The organism is Streptomyces sp. NPDC101118, from assembly GCF_044759445.1.
Classification (GTDB): domain Bacteria; phylum Actinomycetota; class Actinomycetes; order Streptomycetales; family Streptomycetaceae; genus Streptomyces.
Map to the genome: position 1 here is coordinate 1 of NZ_JBIVZG010000019.1, position 23661 is coordinate 23661.

Sequence of the window (23661 nt, forward strand, 5' to 3'; positions counted from 1 at the left end):
CGTCGTCCACGACACAGCGGGCCAGGCGAAGACGCCCGGTCTCGGTCAGCGGGGCATTACGGTGGGGCACGAGGGCCTCCTGATCTCGGTGCAGATGTCGCAATCCACACCGAACCCGGAGGCCCTCACCCATTCAAGAACCCAGCACGCGTGTCACCAACGTCCCAGGACGACACACCTAGGACGGACAGGGCGCGGGTCGGGGCGCCTGCCGATCCGATGCCTCTCCCGCGTCGGCCGCACGGGTGACCAGCCTCTCCCGTCCCCGGAGGACCGGCATCTCCGCGGACCCGGATCACCCGAACGGCCGTACCCACCCTGCGTGTCGCCATACCGCGTCCGAGCCTGGTGCCAGCCACCACACCCCAGGGAGGGCACATGGCATCGATGGACGTCCCGGCCGAACTGCCGAAACGCGCGGCCGTACGGACCGCAGCCCCGCCCACCCTCACCTGGGTGACGCTGGCACTGATGACGACGGCGTCGGTGGCGAGCCTGCGGGCCGCGCCCACCATGGCCGTGTACGGCCTGGCCTGCGTCTTCCTCTACCTGCTGCCGGCGGTCGTCTTCCTGCTGCCGACCGCGCTGGTCTCGGCCGAGCTGGCCTCCGGCTGGTCGGGCGGTGTCTACCGCTGGGTGGCCGAGGGGCTCTCGAAGCCGCTCGGGTTCCTCGCCGTGTGGTGCCAGTTCGCGATGACGATCTTCTACTACCCCAGCCTGCTGGCCTTCGTCGCCTCGACCATCGCGTACGTCATCGACCCCGCACTGGCCTCGAACGGCGTGTACACCGCGATCGTGATCATGGTCCTCTACTGGACCGGCGTCTGGGTCTCCTCCCGCGGCACCAAGGCCCTCGCGGGCCTGTCCAGCTGGGGCCTGATCATCGGCACGCTCATCCCGGGCACGATCCTGGTCGTCCTGGGCATGGTCTTCCTCGGCCAGGGCAACCCTTCGGCCGCGCCCATGACCAGCAGCCACCTGCTCCCGCAGTGGACCGGTCTGGCCAGCCTCGTCCTGATCGTCAACAACTTCCTGTCGTACTCCGGCATGGAGATGAACGCCGTGCACGTCTCCTCGCTGAAGGACCCGGCGAAGGAGTACCCGAAGTCGATGTTCCTGGCGATGGGGCTCGTGCTGCTCATCTTCATCCTGCCGGCGCTCGCCATCAGCTGGGTCGTCCCGGCGGACCAGCTCAGCCTCACGGCCGGTGTCATGCAGGCCTTCGAGGCCTTCTTCTCGTACTTCGGCGTGGGCTGGATGACGCCGATCGCCGCCGTCATGCTGATCTCCGCCTCGCTCGCCGGCATGCTGACCTGGCTGGCCGGCCCGTCCAAGGGCCTGCTGGAGATCTCCCGCAGCGAGGGCTACCTGCCGCCGTTCCTGCAGAAGCTCAACAAGTACGGCATCCAGCAGAACATCCTGGTCACCCAGGGCATCGTGACCTCGGTCATCGCCCTCGGGTACGCCCTGATCCCCGACGTCTCCAGCGTCTACTGGATCTTCTCGACCATCACCACGCAGGTGTACCTGATCGTCTACCTGCTGATGTTCGCCGCGGCCATGCGCCTGCGGAAGACCAAGCCCGACCACCCGCGCGGCTACCGCGTCCCGGCGCTCGGCCTGGTGTGCGTGGTGGGTCTGCTCTCCTCCCTCGCGGCCCTGGTGATCGGCTTCGTACCGCCCTCGCAGTTCGGCGGCAGCAGCGTCCTGCAGTACGTCGTCATCGTGGGCGGCGGCCTGGCCGTCCTGGGCTTCCTCATCCCCTATGCCTTCCTGAAGCTGCGCAAGCCGAGCTGGCGCACCGCGGAGGCGGAGTCCGTCGACACGGCGGGAGGCGCGTCATGAGCCCCACCCGGTTCGCCTCCGAACACAAGTGGCTCTACATCGGCGCCATCGTGGTGCTGGTCGGCCTGGTGATCACCGGCCTGATCCGGTTCAGCAGCGTCCGGCACACCAACGAGACGGCGAACAAGGCCAACCAGCTCAGCGACGCGCTGGTCGCGGCCGGCTACCCGGCGCCCGACGAGGAAACGATCGAGCAGACCCTCGGCACGGACGGCGGCGCGGTCTGCGAGGACCCCGGCAGCGCCCTGAAGAACGGGCTGTACCGCATCCAGCAGCTCTCCAACGGCGCGACCGGGCCCGGGATGCGGCCGGTCATCGCCGACTCCAAGGCGGTGGCCGTGGAGCGGATCGTCCTCCAGGTGTACTGCCCCGACCAGGTCGACGACTTCGACGAGGCGGTCGACGACCTGAAGACCGACGACACGGTGAAGAGGTGACGCAGCAGATGGACCCGCAGTCCGCCCTGTCCCCCCGGTCCGACCGGCCCGCCCGGCCCACGGGGAGCGACGGCCTCGCCGCGAGGATCTCCGCGCTGATGCCGCGCGCGCAGCAGGACCTCGCCGAACTCGTGGCCATCCCCTCGGTCGCCGATCCCCGCCAGTACCCGCCCGAGGAGTGCCGGCGGGCCGCCCAGTGGGTCGCGGACGCCTTCGCGGAGGCCGGACTGGAGGACGTACGGCTGGCCGAGACCCCCGACGGCAGCCACGCCGTCATCGGCCACCGCCCGCCCCCGCCCGGCGCGCCGACCGTACTGCTGTACTGCCACTACGACGTCCAGCCGCCCCTCGACGAGGCCGCCTGGACCACCCCGCCCTTCACCCTCACCGAACGCCCCGACGGCCGCTGGTACGGGCGCGGCACCGCTGACTGCAAGGGCAACGTCGTCATGCACCTCACCGCCCTGCGCGCGCTCGGCGACGACATACCCGTGGGCCTGAAGTTCGTCGCCGAGGGCTCGGAAGAACAGGGCACCGGCGGGCTCGAACAGTACGTCGTCCAGCACCCGGAGGAGTTCCGCGCGGACGCCCTCCTGGTGTGCGACACCGGCAACGCGGAGGTCGGCACCGGAACCGCCACCATCACCCTGCGCGGCCTGGCCAACCTGGTCGTCACCGTCGACACCCTGCGCGGCGAGATCCACTCCGGCATGTTCGGCGGGCCGGCCCCGGACGCCCTGGCGGCCCTGGTCCAGATGCTGTCCACGCTGCGCGACCCGGCGACCGGGGCCACCCGGATCGACGGGCTCGACTGCGAGGGCACGTGGGACGGCGTCGGCTACGAGGAGGCGACGTTCCGCGCCGACGCCGGCGTCCTGGACGGCGTACGGCTGACCGGTACGGGCACCGTCGCGGACCGGCTCTGGGCGCGCCCCGCGGTCACCGTCCTCGGCATCGACTGCCCGCCGGTCGTCGGTTCCGCGGCCGCCGTCCCGGCCACCGCACGGGCGCGGGTCAGCCTGCGCGTACCGCCGGGGACCGACCCGGAGGCCGCGCGCGAGGCCCTCACGAAGCACCTGACGGACGCGGCGCCGTGGGGCGCGCGGGTCACCGTCGAGACCGAGGGCACCGGCTCGCCGTTCCGCGCCGCCACCGACGGCCCGGCGTACGCCGCGCTGGGGTCGGCGATGCGGGAGGTGTACGGCAAGGAGCTGGCCTTCCTCGGCCAGGGCGGTTCGATCCCGCTGTGCAACGTCTTCGCCGCGACGTACCCGGAGGCGGAGATCGTCCTCATGGGCGTGGAGGAACCGCGCTGCCTGATCCACGCCCCGAACGAGAGCGTGGACCCCACCGAGATCCAGCACATGGCGCACGTGGAGGCCCTGTTCCTCCAGACCTTCGCGAAGCGCCGCTGACCCCACGGCACGGCTCCGCCCCGGCCCCCTAAGGGGGCCGGGGCGGAGCCGGGCGGCCGGTCAGTGCCTCAGGGCGTTCTCGACCTCGGCCGTCACCTGCCCGTCCAGCTTGCGGTGGCTCTGCGCGGTCCCCTCCCCCGTCTTCCCCGCGGCGACGTCGTCGACCGTCACCACGACGGTGTCCAGCAGCTTGCCGCCGTCCCCCTTGAACACGACCTGCACGCCGAAGGACTTGGCCGAGTCGGCCGTGTTCCGCACGGTCACCTTCACGGTGGTCCGCCCGTCCGAGTCGGTGGAGACCGAGCCGAGCGTCACATCCCCTTTCGCGTCCACGCCGTCCTTGATCTCTTCCAGCTTCTGCCCGGCCTCGGCCGTGGCCGACGCGAGCACGTCGCCCGCCTCGCTCGCCAGGGAGGAGCCGACGGAGGACAAGGCGGACGCCGCCTTGCTCGCCGCGTCGGAAGGCTCACCGGAGTCGTCCGAGCACCCGGCCACACCCCCCAGCAGCACCACTGCCACCCCCGCCCCCGCCACTCCCCGCTTCCACCGCACCACCATGCCGCCTCCGTTCGCGCGTACCCGTGCCCCGCCTGACCAGGGCCCCGCCCTCCAGGCAACCCCGCGCCCCCACCCCCGGCGACCGGACTGACCCACCCGAGTGACACGTGACCCACATCACCCCCACCGGTGTCACACCACGACCCCCCACGCCGTCTCGTGACCGAGCCCCCCGCCACGCCCCCACCCGCACCGGCCCGCCCGAACCCCACCCACCACCCCGAAAGCCGAGGCCCACCGCATGACCACCACGCACCCGACCCACCCGAGCCCGAGCGCGACGACCACGAAGACGCCCACCCCCCGCGTCGCCACGCTCCTCAAGACCACGGCGGCACTGCAGACCCTCACCCTCTTCTTCCAGGCCGCCACGGCCGGAGCCCTCCTCACCTCCTCCACCGCCCACGACCTCCACCACATCGGCTCCCGCGTGATGTACGGCGCGTCGATGCTGTACCTCCTGGCGACGGTCCTGGCCTGGCGCCCCGGCGGTGCCTCCCCCCGCCCCGCCCTCCACGCGACGCTCTTCCTGGCCCTTGCCACCGCGCAAGTGATCCTGGGCATAGCCCACGTCCCCTCCCTCCACGTCCCCCTGGGCACCCTCCTCTTCGCCCTCAGCGCGCTCACCCTCTCCAACCGCCTCCGCCCCGCAAGGCGGGCCTGACCGCTCCGCGCCGAGGCCGCCGACGGCCTCAGGCCGGCAGGCCGGCCCGCATCCGGCGGTCCCGGGGGGCCTGCGTACGTTCCAGGCGGGCGTCCAGGAGACGGGCCGCCGCGTCACAGCGGCCGTCCGCCGTCAGCGCGTACAGCAGGGTCTCCTCGACGACCTCGCGCTGCGCCGCGCTGCCGCCGACCCGGCGCAGCACCGGCAGGAGCGCGTCGAGGCCACGGGCGGCCTCCCGGAAGCGCTCCTCGACGAGCGCGGCGAACGCGTCGCACAGGGGGGCGATGACCTCGCGCTGTACCTCGTCGGCGGCCGCCGCGTGGTCACGCAGGCGGCGCAGGGCGGCCAGGTCGCCGGCGGCGGTGAGGGTGATGGCGCAGTGCAGGGCGGTGAAGGCGGTCGCGGGCCGTTCCAGCACCTCCGCCTGCACCGCGTCCAGGACGTCCGCGGCGGGCAGGTCGCCGCGCCAGCTGTCGCTGAGCCGGGCCCGCCACAGCAGCGACCCCGAGTCGACCAGGGCCCGTACGCCGGTCACGCGGCCGGGGGCGAGCTGCGTGAACCAGCGCCTGCGCACGGCGGCCGGGTCGTCCAGCGCCAGTTCGTGCAGGGCGATGTGCCAGGAGAAGTGGGCCCGGTGCACGGCGCCCCGGCCCCGCCCGGCGACCCAGCGCTCCAGCCAGTCGCGGCCCGCGCGGTGCGCCCCGCTCTCGTAGTGGACGTGGGCGAGCGCGTGCACCGCATGCCCGGAGGCGGGTTCGACGGCCAGGGCGCGGTGGGCGAGTTCGCCGGCCTCGTGCAGGCGGCCCTGCTCCTGCCGCAGGAACGCCAGCAGCGAGGTGTGGAACCAGTGGCCGTCGTACGCGGCGGAGGTCCGCTCGACCAGGCGCAGCGCGTAGTCGTCGTCGAGGTCGTCGACGCCGGAGAAGGCGATGGTGGGCACGGCCACGGCGAGGGCGAGGGCGTCGGCCGGGTGGTGCTCCAGGTGCCGTACGAGGGCCGCGTCGCCGTCGTCCCCGTGGACGCGGCGGGTGACGACCTCCACGAAGGAGCGCTCGCGTTCACACGCGCGCTCCTTCGCACAGCGCTGCGCCTCCGCCAGGGCTCTCGGTACGTCGACGGCGGCTCCGCACTCGTGCCCCAGCAGGGCCAGGGCCGCGTGCCCGAGGGCGAAGCCGGGGTCGAGGCGGACCGCGCGGGTCAGGGAGTCCTCGGCGCCGGCCCGTACCTTCAGGATCCGGTCGAGCCCGGTGCGGTACGCGGCGGCCGCCTCGGCGTGGGTGGACAGGGCGAGGCCGTGACCGTCGAGCGGGCGGCGCGTGGTGCGGCGCCGGGGGGCGAGCGGTGCGAGCAGTTCCTGGGCCAGGGCCGCGGCCTGAACGCGGATCTCGGGGATGGCGGTGGTCTCCCACAGCTCACCGCGGCGCGGGGCGCCCAGGGTGAACAGGGGCAGACGCGCGGTCCCCTGCCCGTCGAGCAGGCGCCCGTCGAGGGTGGCGACGCCCATGCCCAGCGGACCCGGCACGGCGACGCCGGCTTCGAACAGGGAGCCCCACAGGGGGTCCGCCTGCACCGGGCCGGGCCCCGTGCAGTCGACGACCCAGCCCACGCGAAGCTCACGCCCGCCGGAGAGCCCGACGTCCAGCGACCCGTCGGCGCGGACACCGGCGCTGGTGACCGTACCGGCGTGGAGGACCAGCCGGCGCGCGGTGCGGGCCCGCAGGATGGACTCGCCGGTGGCGGGTGCCATCCGGTGGCGGTGAGTGTTCCACAACGCCCCGTCCCGGCGCAGGAATTCGGCGCGCTCCTCGGTGGTGAGGCGGCTCCACAGGCGCCCGGTGTGCGGGCGCAGGCTGTCGAGCGCGGGGCGCCAGTCGCCGTACAGGCGCACGGCGCGGGCGACGTGGCGGTAGACGATGCGGCGCAGCCGTTCGTACGGGGCGTCGTGGATGCCCTCGGGGGCGGGCACCGGGCCGGCCGGGGTCAGGGTGTGCGGCTGGGGCAGCAGCCCGTTCCGGGACACGGTGTGCACGGTCCGGCCGGGCCGTTCGAGAGTGAGCGCGAGATCAACAGAAGTAAGACCGGAACCGACGAGCAGCACATCGCTGTCGTCGCCGAGGGGCCCGTCCAGCGCGCCTCCGGCCCACGGCATGGCGATGAACCTCTCGGCAGTACGCAGCTCCGCGGGCGCCCAGCCCGCGGTCGGCGCGGCCGGACCGGTGGCCAGCACCGCGGCATCGGCCTCGATCCGCGTCCCGTCGGCGAGCCGGAGCACCACCCCGCCCTCCGCAGCCTCACCGACGTGCTCGGCACGAGTGGCGACCCGACGCACGGACACGGTGCCGTGCGCACGCACGATGGCCTGGGCAAGCGTGTCGGCAAGGTACGCCCCGTACCGGTAGCGCGTGGCGAACTCACCGGCAGTGACACCGGGTTCGCCATGCCGGCACAGCCACCTCATGAAGTGCCCGGGGTCGTCGGGATAGCAGCTCATGCCACCCGCGGGCACGTTGAGCCGGTGCCCGGGGTCCCGCGTCGAGTAGGCGGTACCGCGCCCCGCCTCGGGCGCCGGGTCGATCAGCACCAGATCCACCGGCGTCCGGCGGCGCGTGGCGGTCTCGCAGATATGAACGGCAGTCAGCGCCCCGGCCGCCCCCGCCCCGACGACAGCCACCGTGTACCGCTCACGAACTGGACTCATGTGATCCTCCGGAAGTGATCGGCGGAGCCGACGGGCCGCAACTCCGCCTTCGGTTCGCGCGACTTTCCCCACCGGCTAGGTAGGAAAAGCCCTCCCTCAGAGGAACTCATCAACCACTAGAAGACCACTCAGGCACCACTCGGAACGCCCCACAGTGGACCTGACGAAGGACTCCCCCCAAGTCTCTCCGGACGAGCACGGCGTGACCTCGGGACTGATCAAGGTCAACCTCCACTGGACCTCGCCGCAGGCCGCGGCGCAGCGGGCGGGCGGCGAGGCACGTGGCCTCTCCGGCCGGATCCGGGCGACGTCCAGCCGCCCTCCGACCAGGTGTTGCACTGGTCAGGAGGGCGGCTGTCCCCTGCAGACGGCAGCCGGCGCGGATGTCAGCCGTCCGTCCGCTCCGGTGGCGGTGTCAGGACGGGTCGCCGTATTGGAGACCGCGTCCGTTGGTGCCGACGTAGACGCGGCCGTAGGTGTCGGGATCGCCGGTGATGACGCCGACGCCTCCGATGGCGCCCCACTGGTGGGCGTCGTCGTTGACGCGGAGCCAGGTGGCGCCCCTGTCGGTGGAGCGGAAGACGCCGGTGACGTCCTTGACGGTGCCGATCAGGTACAGGGCCTGGTAGGAGGCGCCGGGTGCGGCCTTGCCGAAGCCGAGGGCGGAGGCGGACTGCACCGTGGTGAGTGTGGTGAAGGTCCGGCCGCCGTCGGTGGAGTGCAGGAGTCCCTGGGTGCCGCCGGCGATCCACAGGTCTCCGGCGGTGCCGGGGACGGCCGTGAGGCGGCCGGCGGGCAGGTTCGTGGCGCGGGCGGTGAAGGTCGCCCCGCCGTCGGTGCTGGCGTGGAGCGTGCCGCCGGACAGGGAGTAGAAGGTCCTGGCCGAGGAGCGGTCGGCGACGACGACGGCGTCGGCGCCGAGGCCGACGGCCCTCGTCCAGCTCGCCCCCTTGTCGGTCGAGCGGTACGGGGCCTGACCCGCCTGGGTCCACACGATCGTGGAGCCGTCCGCCGCGAGCGCGACACGGCCGTCCTGGGCACCGGCCACCGGCTCGGCCTTGAAGCCGTTCCAGCTGGTGCCGCCGTCGGTGGAGTACGCGCCGCCGCGGCCGACGCGGACCATCATCGAGGGGTTGGCCTGGGCGAAGTCGATGTCGGTGCTGTTGGTCATCACCGGGTTGCCCAGCCTCCCGGCGGGCACCTTGGTCAGGTCGTCGTGGCGGAAACCGCCCTGGTCGCCCATGGCGGTGACGACGGCGGCACCGCCGGGCGGGGCGATCGCGTCCATCAGCGCGGTCTCCTCGAGGCCCCGCGCCCCGGCGGTCCAGTGGCTGGTGCCGCCGCTGTCGATGGCGTTGGCGTCCTTGCTGCGCCAGATGCCGTTGCCCGTGCCGTACAGCACGTGCCCGGAGTCGAAGGGGTCGACGGCCAGGGCCGTCATCCAGTGCCCCGTGTGGGTGCCGACGTACGGGGCGGCGGAGGCGTTCCGCACCGACTTCTCCGCCAGCGCCTTCCAGGTCGTGCCGCCGTCGGTGGTGCGGTAGATCTCGTCCTCGGGCCACCAGCGGTCGAGGGTGGTGACCATCACCGTGGACGGCTTGCGCGGGTCGACGGCCAGGCCGGAGAAGCCGTAGCCGCCCTGGGAGGGCGAGACGTTCTTCCAGGCCCCGCCGCTCGGCGTGTGCTTCCACACCGAGCCGGCCGTCACGCCGTTGGGTCCGAGGGCGTTGGTGTACGTCAGGTAGAGCGAGCCGTCGCCGGAGAGAACGCCGTGCTGCGGCAACTGCCCCGTGGGCTGGCCGGGGACGGCCTGCCAGGTACTGCCGCCGTCCGTGGAGCGGTACAGGGAGGTGGACCTGTCGGCGACGCCGACGTAGATCGTCCTGCTGCCGGCCGGCCCGTACGTCACGAAGGAGATGCCCGCGCCGCTGCCCGCCCCGTCCTTGACGGGGAACGACGAGACCTGCCGCCAGGTCACACCGCTGTCCGTGCTGCGCCACAGGCCGTTCTTGCGCGTGCCCAGCAGCAGGGTGCGGTTGTCCGAGGGGTCGATCACGAGCCGTTCGCCCGCCCCGCGGCCGTCCTCGTTGCCGCCCAGCTTGAACGGCAGCTCGGTGCGACGGAAGGTGCGGCCCCGGTCGGTGGAGCGCAGGAGCGCGCCGTTGCCGGCCCACTCGTTGGTGTACGTGCCCGCCGCGAGGTAGAGCCGGTCGGGGTCGACGGGGTCGGTGGCCAGTGCGTCGATGCCCAGCAGGTTCCAGTCCTTCTCGCCGAGCCAGTCGGTCAGCGGGATCCACTGCTCGGCCGCGGCGTCCCAGCGGTAGGCGCCGCCCATGTCGGTGCGCGCGTACAGCAGGCCCTTCTCCCGCGGGTTGAACACCAGCCCGGTGACGTAACCGCCGCCCACCACCTGGGCGTTGTTCCACACGTACGGTCCGGTCCCGGGGGCCGGGGTCGCGGCCGCCTTCACCAGCTTCCACTGCTGGTTGGTGCTGCCATGGCCGCGGTACTGGATCACTGCCGCGCCGTCGGCCGTGGAGCCTCCGGAGACGTCCAGGACCTGGCCGCTCCTGCGGGAGGTGAAGGTGACGGCGTCGGAGCCGCTCACCTCGTCGATCCGCCACTCCTGGGAGGCGGAGGAGCTGTCGGTCTGCTGCTCGGCGGCAGCCGCCTGCGCGGTCGAATCGCCCGCTATGCCGAGCACTTTCCCGCTGTTGCGGTTCACCAGCTCGTAGTAGCCGTCGCCGGCTGACCGCAGCCGCCACTGCTGGTTGGCGGTGTTCTGGTCGGTCCACTGCTGGATGCGGGTCCCGTCGGCGGTGGAGAAGGCGTTGACGTCGAGCGCCTTGCCGCTGCGTACGGAGACCAGCCGGTAGTACGCGTTGCCGTCGACCGTCGCGGCCTGCGAGTCGTCCTGCACGAACACGAGGTACGCCACGACGGTGGCGGGCACTCCGAGCAGCAGGACGGTGGCGGTCCCTCGACGGCGGTGGCGTCCGCGGCGGCCGCCGTTGGTGGGGTTGTTCATGGGGGGGTGTTTCTCCTTGTGCAACCGTGGATCGGGGCGGGCAGGTCAGCGCTGCAGGGTGAGGACACCCGGCCGGTACGGCAGTCGGTCGTACGGGCCGTCCGCGGTGGGGGACTTGCCCTGGTAGAGGAGCTGCAGGTTGCAGGGGTCGATGGTCATGGTCTGGTCGGGGCCGGTGCGGATCAGTTCGCCGTGGCTGATGTCGTCGGTCCAGGTGGCACCGCTGTTGGCCTTGCCCGCGAAGGGGTTGCTCTCGGTCGCGGCCTGGGGCGTCCACGAGCCGTTCAGGCTGGAGGCGGTGAACGAACGGAAGTAGCGGCGCTCCTGCGCACCCCGGGCCTCGACGATCATGAGGTACTGGTTCTGGTCCTTGACCTTGTAGACCTGCGGCGCCTCGAAGAGGTTCTTGGCCGTGTCGCTCATGACCGTCGTGTACGACGAGCCGAAGCTGCCCGGGAAGTTCCCGATCGGCATGCTCGCCCGGTAGATCCTGCCGTTGTCACCGGCGAAGAACAGGTACATGTTCGACCCGTCGCCGATCAGCGTCTGGTCGATCGGGCCGGTGCCGGATTCGGTGCGGGGAATGCTGCCGGTGAAGAGCGGCTGCGGCGCGGACCAGCCGTTGGGGTCGGTGGGGTCGCTGGACGTGCGGTAGCTGAAGGGGAAGGCGCCCCACTGGTACGCAAGGACCCAGATCCTCTTGGGCGCGAAGTAGAACAGTGTGGGCGCGACCGCGTTCTGGCTCATCCTCGTCTGGCCGGCCGATGCCATGTCGGACCAGTTCGTGAAGGGGCTGAACGCCATCGAGCCGTACGCGGTACCCGACGCGCTCGACGCGTAGACCAGGTGCTTGCCGTCGTGCGTCACGTGGGTGAAGTCCTTCACCGCGACCCACCCGTTCGAGGGCCGTGCGAGGGGACCCGTCGAACTCCACCTGTACGTCGACGGGAGGGCACACGAGCCGGCTCCCGACCCGGTCGGGCCGGTCCACTTCTGGTTGCCGACGGACGCGCAGGTGTACAGCTGGATCCTGGTGCCGTTCGCGGTGGCGGCACCGACGGCGTCGAGGCACAGCCCGGACTGGACGCCGGTGATCGTGCCGTTGGTGTTGACGGTCCACTGCTGGTTGGCGCCGCCGTTGCAGTCCCAGACGACCACCGGGGTGCCGTTGGTGGTGCCCTTGCCCTTGGCGTCCAAGCACTTGTCGCCGTATGCCTTCAGCTGCTTCGCGGCGGTGTGGGTCCAGCGCTGGCCGGTCTGTCCGTTGCAGTCCCACAGTCGCGCCTGGGCGCCGTTGGCGGTGGCGGAACCGGGGGCGTCGACACAGCGGCCCGAGGCCACGCCCTTGATCTCCCCGGTACGGTCGGCCGGCTCGACCGGTGTGGAGCCGGAGCCTGAATGGAGGGCGTTCATGACGGCGGTGTAGGCCGGCTTGGGCTTGCCGTCGCCGTCGAACAGCAGGGGGCTTTCGCCGCGGCGCCAGGAGTCGCTGTCACGCACGCCCCAGACGGTGATGCCGGTGCACCGGGCCACGGACAGGCAGATGCCGACCGTGTTCGCGTAGTGGGTGGGTGATGCCTGGGCGATGTCCAGCTCGGTGATCTGGACGTCGACCCCCAGGGCGGCGAAGCCGGCCAGCGTGGTCCTGAAGCTCGTCGGCGGACCCCCCGCACCGAAGTGGCTCTGGAACCCGACGCAGTCGATGGGCACGCCGCGTGCCCTGAAGTCCTTGATCATGCGGTAGACGCCCTGGGTCTTGGCGTCCGACCAGTTCTCGATGTTGTAGTCGTTGTAGCAGAGCTTCGCCGCGGAGTCGGCGGCGCGGGCGGTGCGGAAGGCTTCCTCGATGAAGCCGTCGCCCAGCACCTTCTGGAAGACCGAGTCTCGGAGCCGGCCGCTGCCGCCGTCGGCGAACGCCTCGTTGACCACGTCCCAGGCATGGATCTTGCCCTTGTAGTGGGTCATCTCGGTGGTGATGTGGTGGTTCATCACGCTGCGCAGCGTTTTCGCGTCGCGGATGGAGCTGACCCAGGAGGGGAGCTGCGAGTGCCAGACCGTGGTGTGACCGCGCAGGCGCTGGCCGCGGGCCACGGCACGGTCGACAATCCGGTCCGCGGGGGCGAAGTTGAAGTTGCCGCGGGACGGTTCGACGGCGTCCCACTTCATCTCGTTCTCCGGGGTGATCATGGTGAACTCCCGGTCGGCGATCGCGGTGTACGCGGAGTCGCCGAGCCTGCCCGCGGCCACCGCAGTGCCGAAGTACCGGCCCGAGGGGGCTGCCTGGGTGCCCAGGCCGGCGGCGTCGGCGGAGCTGGGGAGCAGCGTCACGACACCCGCCACCAGAGCCGAGGCCAACAGTCCTGTCGCCACTGTCAGGCGACGCCGGCGGAGCCGGTGCAGGCCCTTCATGATTCTCCTCGGGGGGTGCGGTTCACCCCGGGTGCCGTCACCGTGCGCGCGGCGGCCGGCGCGACCTGATCTGCCGCGGGGTGGGTGCGGTGCGGGACGGGCGGCCGTTCCTGCGCACCGGTGACCCGGGGTTCGTGGGTGTGTCGCGTCATCGGAGGGCTTTCTTCAGGGGACAGTTCAGCGGGGGAAAAGGTCTCCCCTGAAGTGGAGGCCGCCGGGCACCCGGTCGCGTAACAGAAAATTCGCGCCGCCCGGAAATTTGCCGGGCGGCTGGGAACGGCGCGGTGTGGGACGGCTTTCAGCCGCGGGCGCTCCGCACGATGAAGGAGGCCTGGCCGGCGAAGGTCCGCGTGCCGTCGGAGCCGTCGAGCCAGATGCCACCGTCACGGTGACGGAGGACCGAGCCGGGATAGTTGTGCGCGTGCAGGGTCACCGACCCCGCAACCGACCCGGGGCGCGGGCAGAAGGTCGCGTCCTCACGGAACAGATCGCTGCCGTCGTCGGTGCTGAGCCGCAGCCGCAGGTAGTGGTGGCGAAGGTACCGGCCGTCCGCGGCGCGGAAGGTGACGCACCGCGTGTCCGCCAGCCCCGCGATCACCGTGAAGGCGCCCCGATTCCGGTTCTGAGCGCCGCTGGACGCAAAGACCCGGCCGAGCGCCGCGTAGTCGCCTGCGTAGGTGACGAACAGGCCGGGTCGGTCCACCGCCTCCAGCGACTGCACGCCCAGGGGAACGGTGCCCGCGGCGGCGGACGGAACGGCCGGGGACGGGGTGGCCGACGCGGTGGTGCGCGACGGGGCCGGCGTCGCGGTGCCGACGGTGGGAGCGGCGATGACGGCAGGCGCCCGAGGCGCGAGGTCGGGCCAGGTCGCGTAGGTGGCGGTCCCGGCGACGAGCACCGCGCCGACGGCGAGGCCGACCAGCGGATGAGCGGTCGCCCCCGCGTGGAGTTTCCCGATCAGCGCGCCGTTCAGACCGCCTCCCCCGGTCGCCGTCGCCGTGCCGACGGCGACGGCGACGGGTGCCGTGGCCAGCCCGGCGGCGCTCGCGGCGGTGCCCGACAGCAGGCCCTTGGCGACCAGCCCGGAGACCAGTCCGGCCGGGACGGCCAGCGTGGTGAGGCTGAGGGGCAGCAGTTCGGCCGGCACCCGTTCCGCCGTCGACCCGGTGCAGACGGAGCAGCCGCGGGTATGCCGCGCCATCCGCTTGCGCCACACCGATGCGCGGTCGCCGTCCCAGCCGACGACGGCCTCGTCGAGCTGCGGACAGCGCGGGTCGGCCTCCAGCGCGGCGACGATCGTCCGGCACAGTTCCAGCTGCTCGCGCATGCGCTGCAGGCGTACTCCCACGTGGGCGACCGTGAGCCCCGTCGCGGCGGCGATGTCCTCACGGCTCAGCAGACCGGCGCATTCCTGCCACCAGAGGGACAGCAGCAGCCGATGGTCCGGGTCGAGCCACCGGCCGGCCTCGACCACCCGGCGGCGCTCGTCCGAAACGTGCAGCCGCAGGATCGCCACGTCCACGGTTTCGGCCCCGGCGTGGGGTATCTCGCCCGCCTCGTCGATCACCGTGGTCCGGTCGGCGAAGGCGTGCCTCCGGTTCAGGTGGGTGTTGATCTGGCGGAGCGTGATCGACACGAGCCAGGACCGGAAGCTCTCCGGGGTACGCACGGCGGGCAGGTCGCGCACCACCCGCAGCAGGGTCTCCTGGACGACGTCGTCCACGTCGGCGTGGCCGCTCAGCGCTCGCCCGACGATGTTGTAGACCAGCGGCAGGTAGGCGGCGACCAGCTCCTCGCGCGCCCGCTCGTCACCGGTCTGCGCCCGGACGACCAGCCCCGCGTCGTCCACGTCGATGAGCCCCATTCCCACCTTCTCCAGGGGAGCGGTCCGCCGGGACGGCGGCCTGCCTCCGCGCCCGCAAAGATATACGGCCCCGTCCCGTGCCTCTCTCCGCACTCGTCAGCGCTGCAGCGTCAGCAGGCCCGGGCGGTAGGGCCACTGGCCGTAGTCGCCGCCGGAGTTGGGATCGCGCCCCTGGTAGAGGAACTGCAGGTTGCAGGGGTCGACCGTGAAGGTCTGGTCGGCGCCGGTGCGGATCAGTTCGCCGTGGCTGATGTCGTCGGTCCAGGTGGCACCGCTGTTGGCCCTGCCCGCGAAGGGGTTGCTCTCGGTCGCGGCCTGGGGCGTCCACGAGCCGTTCAGGCTGGTGGACGTGAAGGAGCGGAAGTAGCGGCGCTCCTGCGCACCCCGGGCCTCGACGATCATGAGGTACTGGTTCTGGTCCTTGACCTTGTAGACCTGCGGCGCCTCGAAGAGGTTCTTGGCCGTGTCGCTCATGACCGTCGTGTACGACGAGCCGAAGCTGCCCGGGAAGTTCCCGATCGGCATGCTCGCCCGGTAGATCCTGCCGTTGTCACCGGCGAAGAACAGGTACATGTTCGACCCGTCGCCGATCAGCGTCTGGTCGATCGGGCCGGTGCCGGAGTCGGGGATGGTTCCGGAGAAGAGCTCCTGCTCCGCCGACCAGCCGTTCGGGTTGGCGGGGTCGCTCGACGTCCGGTAGGAGAACGCGGTCCTGCCCCACTGGTAGGCGAGCACCCAGATGTTCTTCGGCGCGAAGTGGAAGAGGGTGGGCGCGACGACGGTGTTCGACATCGTGTTCTGGCCGGTCGAGGCCATCTGCGACCAGTCGGTGAACGGGGTGAAGTTCATCGAGCGCCAGCCCGCTCCCGTCCCCGCGGCGCCGTGGGTGGTCGCGTAGACGAGGTGCTTGCCGTTGTGGGGGGCGACGGTGAAGTCCTTGAGCGAGGCCCATCCGGCCTTGGGCTGCGCCAGCGGACCCGTCGACGACCAGCGGTACGTCGGGGGCAGGGCGCAGGTGCCTGGAGTGCTGCCGCCGGCGACCTTGACCAGCTGCCACTGCTGGTTGGCGCCGCCCCAGTCGTCGTACTGGACGATGTTCGCGCCGTCGGCGGTGGAGGCGCCCTGGACTTCGAGGGCCTTGCCGCTGTGGCGGGCGATGAGCCTGACGCGGCCGTCCTCGCCGTCGGCGAGCCGCCACTGCTGGTTGGTGCCGTTCAGGTCGGTCCACTGGACGACCGGGCCGCCGTTGGCGGAGGACAGGTTGTGGACGTCCAGGACCTTGCCGGAGTGGCGGGACTTGACGCGGTAGTGGCCGTCGCCGGAGGCGATGAACTGCCACTGCTGCTGGTTCTGGTCGTTCCTGGTCCACTGGGTGATGCGGGCGCCGTCGCCGGTCGCCAGGTTGTGGACGTCCAGGGCCTTGCCGCTGTTGCGGTTGACCAGCACGTACCAGGCGTTGGTGTCGACGGTCGCGGCGGCGGCCGGCGGGGCGGTGAGGAGAGCGGCCCCGAGCAGCAGGGACGACAGGACCGCGAGGACGAGACTCAGGACCAGGGGCGGGCGGCGCCATCTCATCGGAAGGCCTCCTTCGGGGATGGGTAACGGAGTGCGGTCGGGGGCGGGAACGGCTCCCTCGGTGCGGTCAGACGGAGGACGGGTTGCCGTAGTAGGCATCCGGGCCGTGTTTGCGGGTGAAGTGGCGGTCCAGGAGGTGCTGCGGTGGTTCGACCGTGCCGAGGGCGATGGTGTGGAGGGCCATCTCGGCCACCGCCTCGCAGATGACGGCGTGCTCCAGGGACTTCGTGGCGTCGGCGCCCCATGTGAAGGGGCCGTGGTGGGCGACCAGGGCGCCGGGGACTTCCTCGGCCCGGGTGTCGTCACGGCCCAGCAGGTCCACGATGACCTGACCGGTGTTGTACTCGTAGTCCGTGGCGCACTGCTGGGGGGTGAGGGCCGCGGTGACGGGGACGGGGCCGTTGAAGGTGTCCGCGTGGGTCGTGCCGAGCACCGGTATAGGACGCCGGGCCTGGGCGAAGGCGACGGCGTGGGTGGAGTGCGTGTGGGTCACGCCGCCGATGGAGGGGAAGGCCAGGTAGAGACTGCGGTGCGTCTCCGTGTCGGTGGACGGGCGCAGGTGGCCGTCCACGACGCTCCCGTCGGACAGGGAGACGACGACCAGGTCCTCCTCGCTCAGCACGTCGTAGGCCACGCCCGAGGGCTTGATGACGAAGACGCCGGCTTGCCGGTCCACACCGCTCACGTTGCCCCAGGTGAGGGTGGCGAGGCCGGCTCGGGGGATGCGGAGGTTGGCCTCCAGTACCTCTCGGCGCAGTTCCCCGGAAACGGTCGTGCGCACGGAGGTCTCCCTCCTGCCAGGGGTGGAGGCGGAGGTGTTCACAGGCTCTGTGCCAGACGGTGGTAGGCCTGGTTCCAGCGCAGCTCGCGCGTGAAGCGCCGGACGGTGGTGTCCTCGTCGATGACGGCGAGCTCGGTCCGCAGCATCTCGGCGAGGTCGTCGAGCTCCTCGCCACCGAGAGCGGTGGTCAGGACGGTGTGGTGCGGTGCTCCGGCCGTCAGCCAGGCTTCGGCCGAGGTACGGAGGTCGGGGCGGGGCCGCCAGACGGCCCGGGCGACGGGGAGCCGGGGCAGCGGCTCGGGCGGGGCGACGACGTCGATGTGGTTGGCGACGAGACGGAACCGGTCGCCCATGTCGGCGAGGCCGACGACGACGGCCGGGCCGGGGTCCGCGTCGAAGACGAGGCGGACCGGGTCTTCGCGTCCGCCTATGCCGAGGGGGTGGAGCTCGCAGCTGGGCGTGGCCGTGGTGAGGGAGGGACAGACCTCCAGCATGTGTGCGCCGAGGACCAGTTCCCGGCCGGGCGCGAGGTCGTAGGTGTAGTCCTCCATGAAGGAGGTGCCGCCGGGCAGGCCGTGGGCCATGGCCTTCATGGTGCGCAGCAGGGTGGCGGTCTTCCAGTCTCCTTCGCCGCCGAAGCCGTAGCCGTCCGCCATCAGGCGCTGGACGGCGAGGCCGGGCAGCTGGCGCAGGCCGCCGAGGTCCTCGAAGTTGGTGGTGAAGGCGCGGAACCCGCCTTCGGTGAGGAAGGTGCGCAGACCGGCTTCGATGCGGGCGGCGTAGCGCAGGGAGTCGTGGCGCTCACCGCCGGTCCGCAGTTCGGGCGCGAGGGCGTAGAGGTCCTCGTACTCCTTGACGAGGGCGGAGACGGTGTCCGCGGAGGCGGCGTCGACCGCAGCGACCAGGTCGTTGACGCCATAGGTGTTGACCGAGACCCCGAACCGCAGCTGCGCCTCGACCTTGTCCCCCTCGGTGACTGCGACGTCGCGCATGTTGTCGCCGAACCGGGCGAGTTTGAGGGTGGTGAGTTCGGAGCGGCCGACGGCGGCGCGGGCCCAGCCGACGATGCGGTCGACGACCTCGGGTGTGGAGACGTGGCCGGCCACGGTTTTGCGCACGACGCCGAGGCGGGTCTGGACGAAGCCGAACTCGCGGTCGCCGTGGGCGGCCTGGTTCAGGTTCATGAAGTCCATGTCGATGGTGGACCACGGCAGTTGGCGGTTGGCCTGGGTATGCAGGTGCAGCAGGGGCTTGCCCAGGGTGTCGAGGCCGGCGATCCACATCTTGGCCGGGGAGAAGGTGTGCATCCAGGCGATCAGGCCGATGCAGCGGTCGTCGGCGTTGGCCTCCAGACAGACCGCGCGGATGGCGGCCGCGTCGGTGAGCACCGGCTTCCAGACGAGCCGGACGGTCAGCTGGGGCTGACCGGCGAGGACTGCGCAGATGATGCGGGACTGGTCGGCGACCTGTGCCAGGGTGTCGTCACCGTAGAGGGCCTGGCTGCCGGTGAGGAACCAGATCTCGCGTTCGGTCGTGGCGGGTGTCATGTCGGGTGTGCTCCTCGGAGGTGCGGGGGTGGCGCGCTCGGGCCGGTGGATTCGGCCGGTCAGTCGGCGGGCGCGGCGACGCGAGCGCTGTTGCGGATCCGGCGCAGGCGGTGCAGGAGAAGGTCTGCGCCGGTGCCGAAGTGCTCGTGCAGGGCGCGGTACTCGCCGAACAGCGCGTCGTAGGCGTCCGCGCGAGCGGGGTCGGGCAGGTACGCGTGGCGCCGGACGCTGCCCATGACGGCGGCGGCGGCCCGGACGTCGGGGTAGGCGCCTGCGGCGACGGCGGCGTGAATGGCCGAGCCGAGCGCGGGCCCCTGTTCGGAGGTGCCGACGGAGACGGGGCGGCGGAGCACGTCTGCGTAGATCTGCATGAGCAGCGCGTTCTTCTTCAGGCCTCCGGTGACGATGAACTCCTCGACCGGGATTCCGCCTTCTTCGAAGGACTCGACGATCACCCGGGTGCCGTAGGCGGTGGACTCGAGCAGGGCCCGGTAGACGTCCTCGGGCCGGGTGTCGAGGGTGAGGCCGGCGACGACTCCGGAGAGGTGGTGGTCGACCAGGGGGGAACGGTTGCCGTTGAGCCAGTCCAGGGCGACCAGGCCGTGCGCGCCGACCGGCTGACCTGCGGCCTTGCGCGTCAGGAGCTGGTGGAGGTCCTCGCCCGAGGCCTCGGCCTCGGCGCGGTAGTGGTCCGGGACACCCTGCCGGAGCCACCAGGCGAAGATGTCGCCGACCGCGCTCTGGCCGGCCTCGTAGCCGTAGGCGCCCGCGACGATGCCGCCGTCGACGACCCCGCAGACGCCCGGGATCTCGGCGAGGACGGCGCCGTTGAGGACGTGGCAGGTGGAGGTGCCCATGATGGCGAGCAGACGGCCGTTCTCGACGGCGCCGGCCGCGGGCGCGGCGACGTGGGCGTCGACGTTGCCGACGGCGACGGCGACCGTCTCGGGCAGGCCGGTCCAGTGCGCGGCCCGGCGGCTCAGGGTGCCGGCCCGGGAGCCCAGTGGGGACAGCGGGTGCTCCAGGCGGGTGGCGGGGAAGTCGGCGAAGTCCGGATGCAGGCGGGCGAGGAAGTCGGGCGAGGGGTAGGCCCCGTCCTGGTGGATGCCCTTGTAGCCGGCCGTGCAGGTGTTGCGGGACTCGGCGCCCGTCAGCTGCCAGACGATCCAGTCGGCCGCCTCGATCCAGCGGGCGCAGGCGGCGTAGACGGCGGGGTCCTCTTCTAGGACCTGCAGGGCCTTCGCGTACTGCCACTCGGCGGAGATCCTGCCGCCGTACCGTGCGATCCACTTCTCGCCGTGGGCGTGGGCGAGGGCGTTGATGCGGTCCGCCTGGGCCTGGGCCGCGTGGTGCTTCCACAGCTTGGGCCAGGCGTGCGGGCGGTCGGCCCACTCGGGCGTCAGGGCGAGGGGGACACCGTCCGGGGTGGTCGGCAGGACGGTGCAGGCCGTGAAGTCGGTGGCGAGGCCGATGACGCGGGCCGGATCGACTCCGGCGTCGGCGAGCGCCGCCGGAACGGCGGTACGCAGGACGTCACGCCAGTCCTCCGGGTGCTGCAGGGCCCAGTCGGGGGGCAGGGGGGCTCCGGTGGAGGGAAGGCGCTCCTCGATGACGGCGTGGCGGTACTCGTGGACCGACGAACCGAGTTCGGCGCCGTCCCGGACTCTGACCACGACGGCGCGCCCGGAAAGAGTGCCGAAGTCGACTCCGACCGTGCACGCCTCGGGATGGTGACGGGCTGCGGGGTCGGCAGGGGTGTGTGCGGTCACGATGTGGTCTCTCTCGTCATGAGCGGGGCCAGAGGAGCGCTCTGATTGTTAACGCTCACATTTGGATTGGACAAGGGTTAGGTGCACTCCGATCGAATATCGAGCAAGGAATGAAGTCTCTGAGGTGAGCGCTCACTTGCGCACCAGGACAGCCCCGGGAGCCGCAGCCGGCCCGGTGGGAGGCGGCACGGGCGAGCGGCCGAGGGAGCGGGGCAGCGGGCGGGGCCCCGACGCGGGCGGGTCGGCGCCGAGCGTCGGCCAGGCGCCGAAGGGCCGGCAGGAGGCCCGCCGCCGGCGGCGGCCGGGAGACGGCGGGCCAGGGGGTGTCCCCCGGATCGGGGGCCGGACAGGACCCGGCGTCCGGTGCGTGGGGGCTCCGTACGGGTCGGCGATGGTTGACCGCGCCCGGTGAGATCCTGGAGCCGGCCGACCAGCTCCAGGGGGCGGTGGACATCTCCGGCACACTGCCCGCGCCGTTGCCGGCTGAGCTCACGACTCACGACGACTCACGAGGCACGACCGGCAGGCGTCCATGCGCCCGGCCGCACCGCCAACCGGATGTCCGGGGCCTGGGCCGTCGCTTTCGGATCGCGCTCCCCCGACTACCGCCGGGAGGTGCCCCCGGACCCGCGCCACCCGGCACCGCACCTCTCGCCGCATTGTCGAGGCGACCGAGTACGTCCAGTACGCGCACCTCGCCGCCTTGCGGTGCACGGCACCGGACGACGCGGGCTTGACCGGCAGGTCCGAAGGAGACGGCCACCAGGGCGGGGCCACGACCGACGCCGGGGGCGCCTGCGTCATCGCCGAGCCGCGGGCCACCGACGGGACTTGGCCACGGCTGACGTGCCTGCCGAGCCGGCCGCCGATCCGGCCCGGCCGACCGCTCACCGATCCGGATCCGGTCGCCGGCCGAGTGCGGATGGTCAACCGGCTGCGGGACGTGCCGACCGGCGTCTTCCCGATCCGGAGCGGGCCTTCGACCACTCGGCGCACGAGGGTGCGCCGGTGCTGCCGACCGCTGCCGGACCCCCGGCCCCGATCCGCTGCCGCGGCCGGACGGGGCCGGCAGCGCGGCCTCCCAGACGGGGCCCCCGCGGCTCCGACGCGGTCGCCGCGACCGCCCTGGAGGCAGCCCGGGCCCAGCAGACCGCACTGCCCGTCGAGGATGTCGCCGGGCAGATCACCGGCGACCCGGCTTGGCGGATCCTTGCCACGGACGACAGGCACAAGCGGATCGGCGAGCAGATCCGCGAGACGGGCCGCGGCCCCCGACAGGCCGGGATCGTCGAGTCCCGGTCCGGGATGAGCCCGATACTCGGGGCCGGGTTCGTCGTCGCCGCAGGCGACCTGTCGGCCCATGCCGACGACGACGCCCCCGGCCTCGGCGGCCGGACCGGTGCCGGACCGGTGCCTGCACCGTACCCAGCGGCACAGTCGGCGCCTGCGCAGAACGTTCTGCACATCCGCGCAGACCGGCATCATCCGCGAAGGACCGATCCGGGGCTGCCACGTCACGAAGCGAGGCGAGGGCTGCGGGCACGTCCGGGCCGCCATCTCCTCGCCCTCGCCGGGCCGGAATGCTGCGGGCCCTCCGACGTGACCGCCGGGTCTTGACGTCTTGACTCCGCCCCACCCGCCACGCAGGCGGCTTGACTTCGCCACCGAGGCTCCCCAGCCCGCCAGGGGCCGACGGGCCGAGGGCGGGGCCCGGGGGCCGCCCGGAGGCCGGGGGCCGGGGGCCGCCCGGGGGCCGGGGGCCGCCCGGGGCGCGGGGCCCCGGAGGATGCGGCGACGCGCAATGGCCCCTGCCGTAATCCGTCGTCCACCCCCAGGGCGCCCCCGGCGTCAGGCCTCGTTCAGCGGGCGCGTGCTCGCGCGCATGATGAGCTGCGGTTCCACCAGGAGGTGCTCGGCCTTCCGGGCGCGGCCCTCGATGTGGTCCACCAGGAGTCCTATGCTCCGGCGTCCGATGGCGGCGAAGTCCTGGCGGACCGTCGTCAGCGGCGGAGGGAAGAACTCGGCCTCCGGGATGTCGTCGAAGCCGGCGACGGCCACCTGCGCGGGGGTACGGATCCCGCCCTCGCGCAGCGCCCGCAGGACACCGAGCGCCATCTGGTCGTTGGCGACGAAGACGGCCGTGACCGGTGTCGCCCCGCGTCGGGCCAGCGCGAGTCCTGCCAGTTCCTGCCCGGCCCGGTACCCGGACAGCGGGCTCCAGTCCCCCGTCAGTACACGCGGAGGCCGGATGCCGCTCTCCTCCAGGACGGCGCGCCATCCCGCGGTACGGGCCTCGCTCTCCAGCCAGTCTTCGGGACCTGCCACGTGCCAGACGTTCCGGTGCCCGGCCGCGAGCAGGTGCTCCGTGACCATGCGGGCGCCGAGCTCCTGGTCGAGGGAGACCCCTGGCAGGTCGAGCTGGTGACCGCCCTCCACCGTGACCACGGGGAAGGGCGCGTCCAACTCGGCGAGCGCCTGCACGTGCGAGCGCTGCGGGGTGATGGCGACGACACCCTCCACACCCCAGGCCGCGAGATGGTCGATGGCGCCCTTGAGCCCCTGCCCCCGCCCCTCGCCGGCGCGGAGACTGACGGTCGAGACGAGGTAGCCCGCCTCCCGGGCCGCCTCCTCCAGGCCGGTCAGGGTGCTGGCAGGGCCGTACAGGGCGGTGTTGACGGCGATGACGCCCAGCGTCCTCGTACGGCGCGTCACCAGGGCGCGCGCGGCCGAGTTGCGGCGGTAGCCCAGCCGCTCGATGGCCAGGGTGACCTGCTCCCGAGTGGCCGCGCGCACGTTGGGGTGATCGCTCAGCACCCGGGAGACGGTCTGGTGGGAGACCCCCGCCTCGCGTGCGACGTCGGCCATCGTTGGCGGGCGGCGGACGTCTTCCGCGGGATGCACCACGTTCGCCTCCCTTCTCCCTGCGAGCGGCTGTGTATCGGTACGAGAAAAACCTTAGCGCCTCTTGTATCACGCCGTTGTGAGCGCTAACAATCAAGCTCGACCGGGGCGCGACGCCCCGGCGACCCAGCCGGAACGGTGCCGTCCCGGTGGTGCGAGGACGCGCGCTG

The 23661-nt window shown here is 72.3% G+C and carries 14 protein-coding genes; 4 read left to right on the forward strand and 10 right to left on the reverse strand.

Annotated features, from left to right (window positions below):
• The first annotated feature begins 378 nt into the window (after positions 1-378).
• Genes ACIQUQ_RS26595 through ACIQUQ_RS26605 form a run of 3 tightly spaced genes read left to right on the forward strand, consistent with a single transcriptional unit; the run spans position 379 to position 3697 of the window.
• Positions 379-1845, forward strand: coding sequence for an APC family permease (locus ACIQUQ_RS26595; protein WP_403980512.1), 1467 nt, complete (start codon positions 379-381; stop codon positions 1843-1845).
• On the forward strand, positions 1842-2282 hold the full coding sequence (locus ACIQUQ_RS26600; protein WP_403980515.1) for a hypothetical protein: 441 nt from the start codon (positions 1842-1844) through the stop codon (positions 2280-2282). The genes ACIQUQ_RS26595 and ACIQUQ_RS26600 overlap by 4 nt, the downstream gene beginning before the upstream one ends.
• An 8-nt stretch (positions 2283-2290) precedes the next feature.
• Entirely contained in the window at positions 2291-3697 is a 1407-nt protein-coding gene (locus tag ACIQUQ_RS26605; protein WP_403980777.1) for a dipeptidase, read from the forward strand.
• 60 nt (positions 3698-3757) lie between these two features.
• Here the strand turns inward: ACIQUQ_RS26605 and ACIQUQ_RS26610 are convergent, their stop codons facing one another.
• Positions 3758-4255 carry a hypothetical protein gene (locus ACIQUQ_RS26610; protein ID WP_403980517.1) on the reverse strand — a complete coding sequence of 166 codons (498 nt, stop codon included), beginning with the start codon at positions 4253-4255 and terminating at the stop codon, positions 3758-3760.
• 241 nt (positions 4256-4496) lie between these two features.
• Between ACIQUQ_RS26610 and ACIQUQ_RS26615 the strand changes: the two genes are divergently transcribed.
• Positions 4497-4919, forward strand: a complete 423-nt coding sequence (locus ACIQUQ_RS26615; RefSeq protein ID WP_403980520.1) for a hypothetical protein — start codon at positions 4497-4499, stop codon at positions 4917-4919.
• A gap of 28 nt (positions 4920-4947) precedes the next feature.
• Here the strand turns inward: ACIQUQ_RS26615 and ACIQUQ_RS26620 are convergent, their stop codons facing one another.
• From ACIQUQ_RS26620 to ACIQUQ_RS26660, 9 genes are all read right to left on the reverse strand, one after another.
• Complete coding sequence (locus tag ACIQUQ_RS26620) at positions 4948-7617, reverse strand: FAD/NAD(P)-binding protein (protein WP_403980522.1); 2670 nt, start codon at positions 7615-7617, stop codon at positions 4948-4950.
• Positions 7618-8032: 415 nt separating this feature from the next.
• A complete protein-coding gene (locus ACIQUQ_RS26625) occupies positions 8033-10645 on the reverse strand; it encodes an RICIN domain-containing protein (protein ID WP_403980525.1) in 2613 nt (870 codons plus the stop codon).
• Positions 10646-10690: 45 nt separating this feature from the next.
• Positions 10691-13054 (reverse strand): non-reducing end alpha-L-arabinofuranosidase family hydrolase, encoded by a 2364-nt coding sequence (locus ACIQUQ_RS26630; protein ID WP_403980528.1) that lies wholly within the window; start codon positions 13052-13054, stop codon positions 10691-10693.
• Positions 13055-13352: 298 nt separating this feature from the next.
• Complete coding sequence (locus ACIQUQ_RS26635; RefSeq protein WP_403980531.1) at positions 13353-14918, reverse strand: sigma-70 family RNA polymerase sigma factor; 1566 nt, start codon at positions 14916-14918, stop codon at positions 13353-13355.
• A 96-nt stretch (positions 14919-15014) separates the two neighbouring features.
• Complete coding sequence (locus ACIQUQ_RS26640) at positions 15015-16493, reverse strand: non-reducing end alpha-L-arabinofuranosidase family hydrolase (protein ID WP_403980534.1); 1479 nt, start codon at positions 16491-16493, stop codon at positions 15015-15017.
• A 67-nt stretch (positions 16494-16560) separates the two neighbouring features.
• Positions 16561-17274 carry an L-ribulose-5-phosphate 4-epimerase AraD gene (gene araD / locus ACIQUQ_RS26645; RefSeq protein WP_403980537.1) on the reverse strand — a complete coding sequence of 238 codons (714 nt, stop codon included), beginning with the start codon at positions 17272-17274 and terminating at the stop codon, positions 16561-16563.
• A 38-nt stretch (positions 17275-17312) separates the two neighbouring features.
• Positions 17313-18821, reverse strand: a complete 1509-nt coding sequence (gene araA, locus ACIQUQ_RS26650; RefSeq protein WP_403980540.1) for an L-arabinose isomerase — start codon at positions 18819-18821, stop codon at positions 17313-17315.
• Positions 18822-18880: 59 nt separating this feature from the next.
• Entirely contained in the window at positions 18881-20590 is a 1710-nt protein-coding gene (gene araB, locus ACIQUQ_RS26655) for a ribulokinase (protein ID WP_403980543.1), read from the reverse strand.
• Positions 20591-22438: 1848 nt separating this feature from the next.
• Positions 22439-23455, reverse strand: a complete 1017-nt coding sequence (locus ACIQUQ_RS26660; protein ID WP_403980781.1) for a LacI family DNA-binding transcriptional regulator — start codon at positions 23453-23455, stop codon at positions 22439-22441.
• Positions 23456-23661 lie beyond the last annotated feature (206 nt).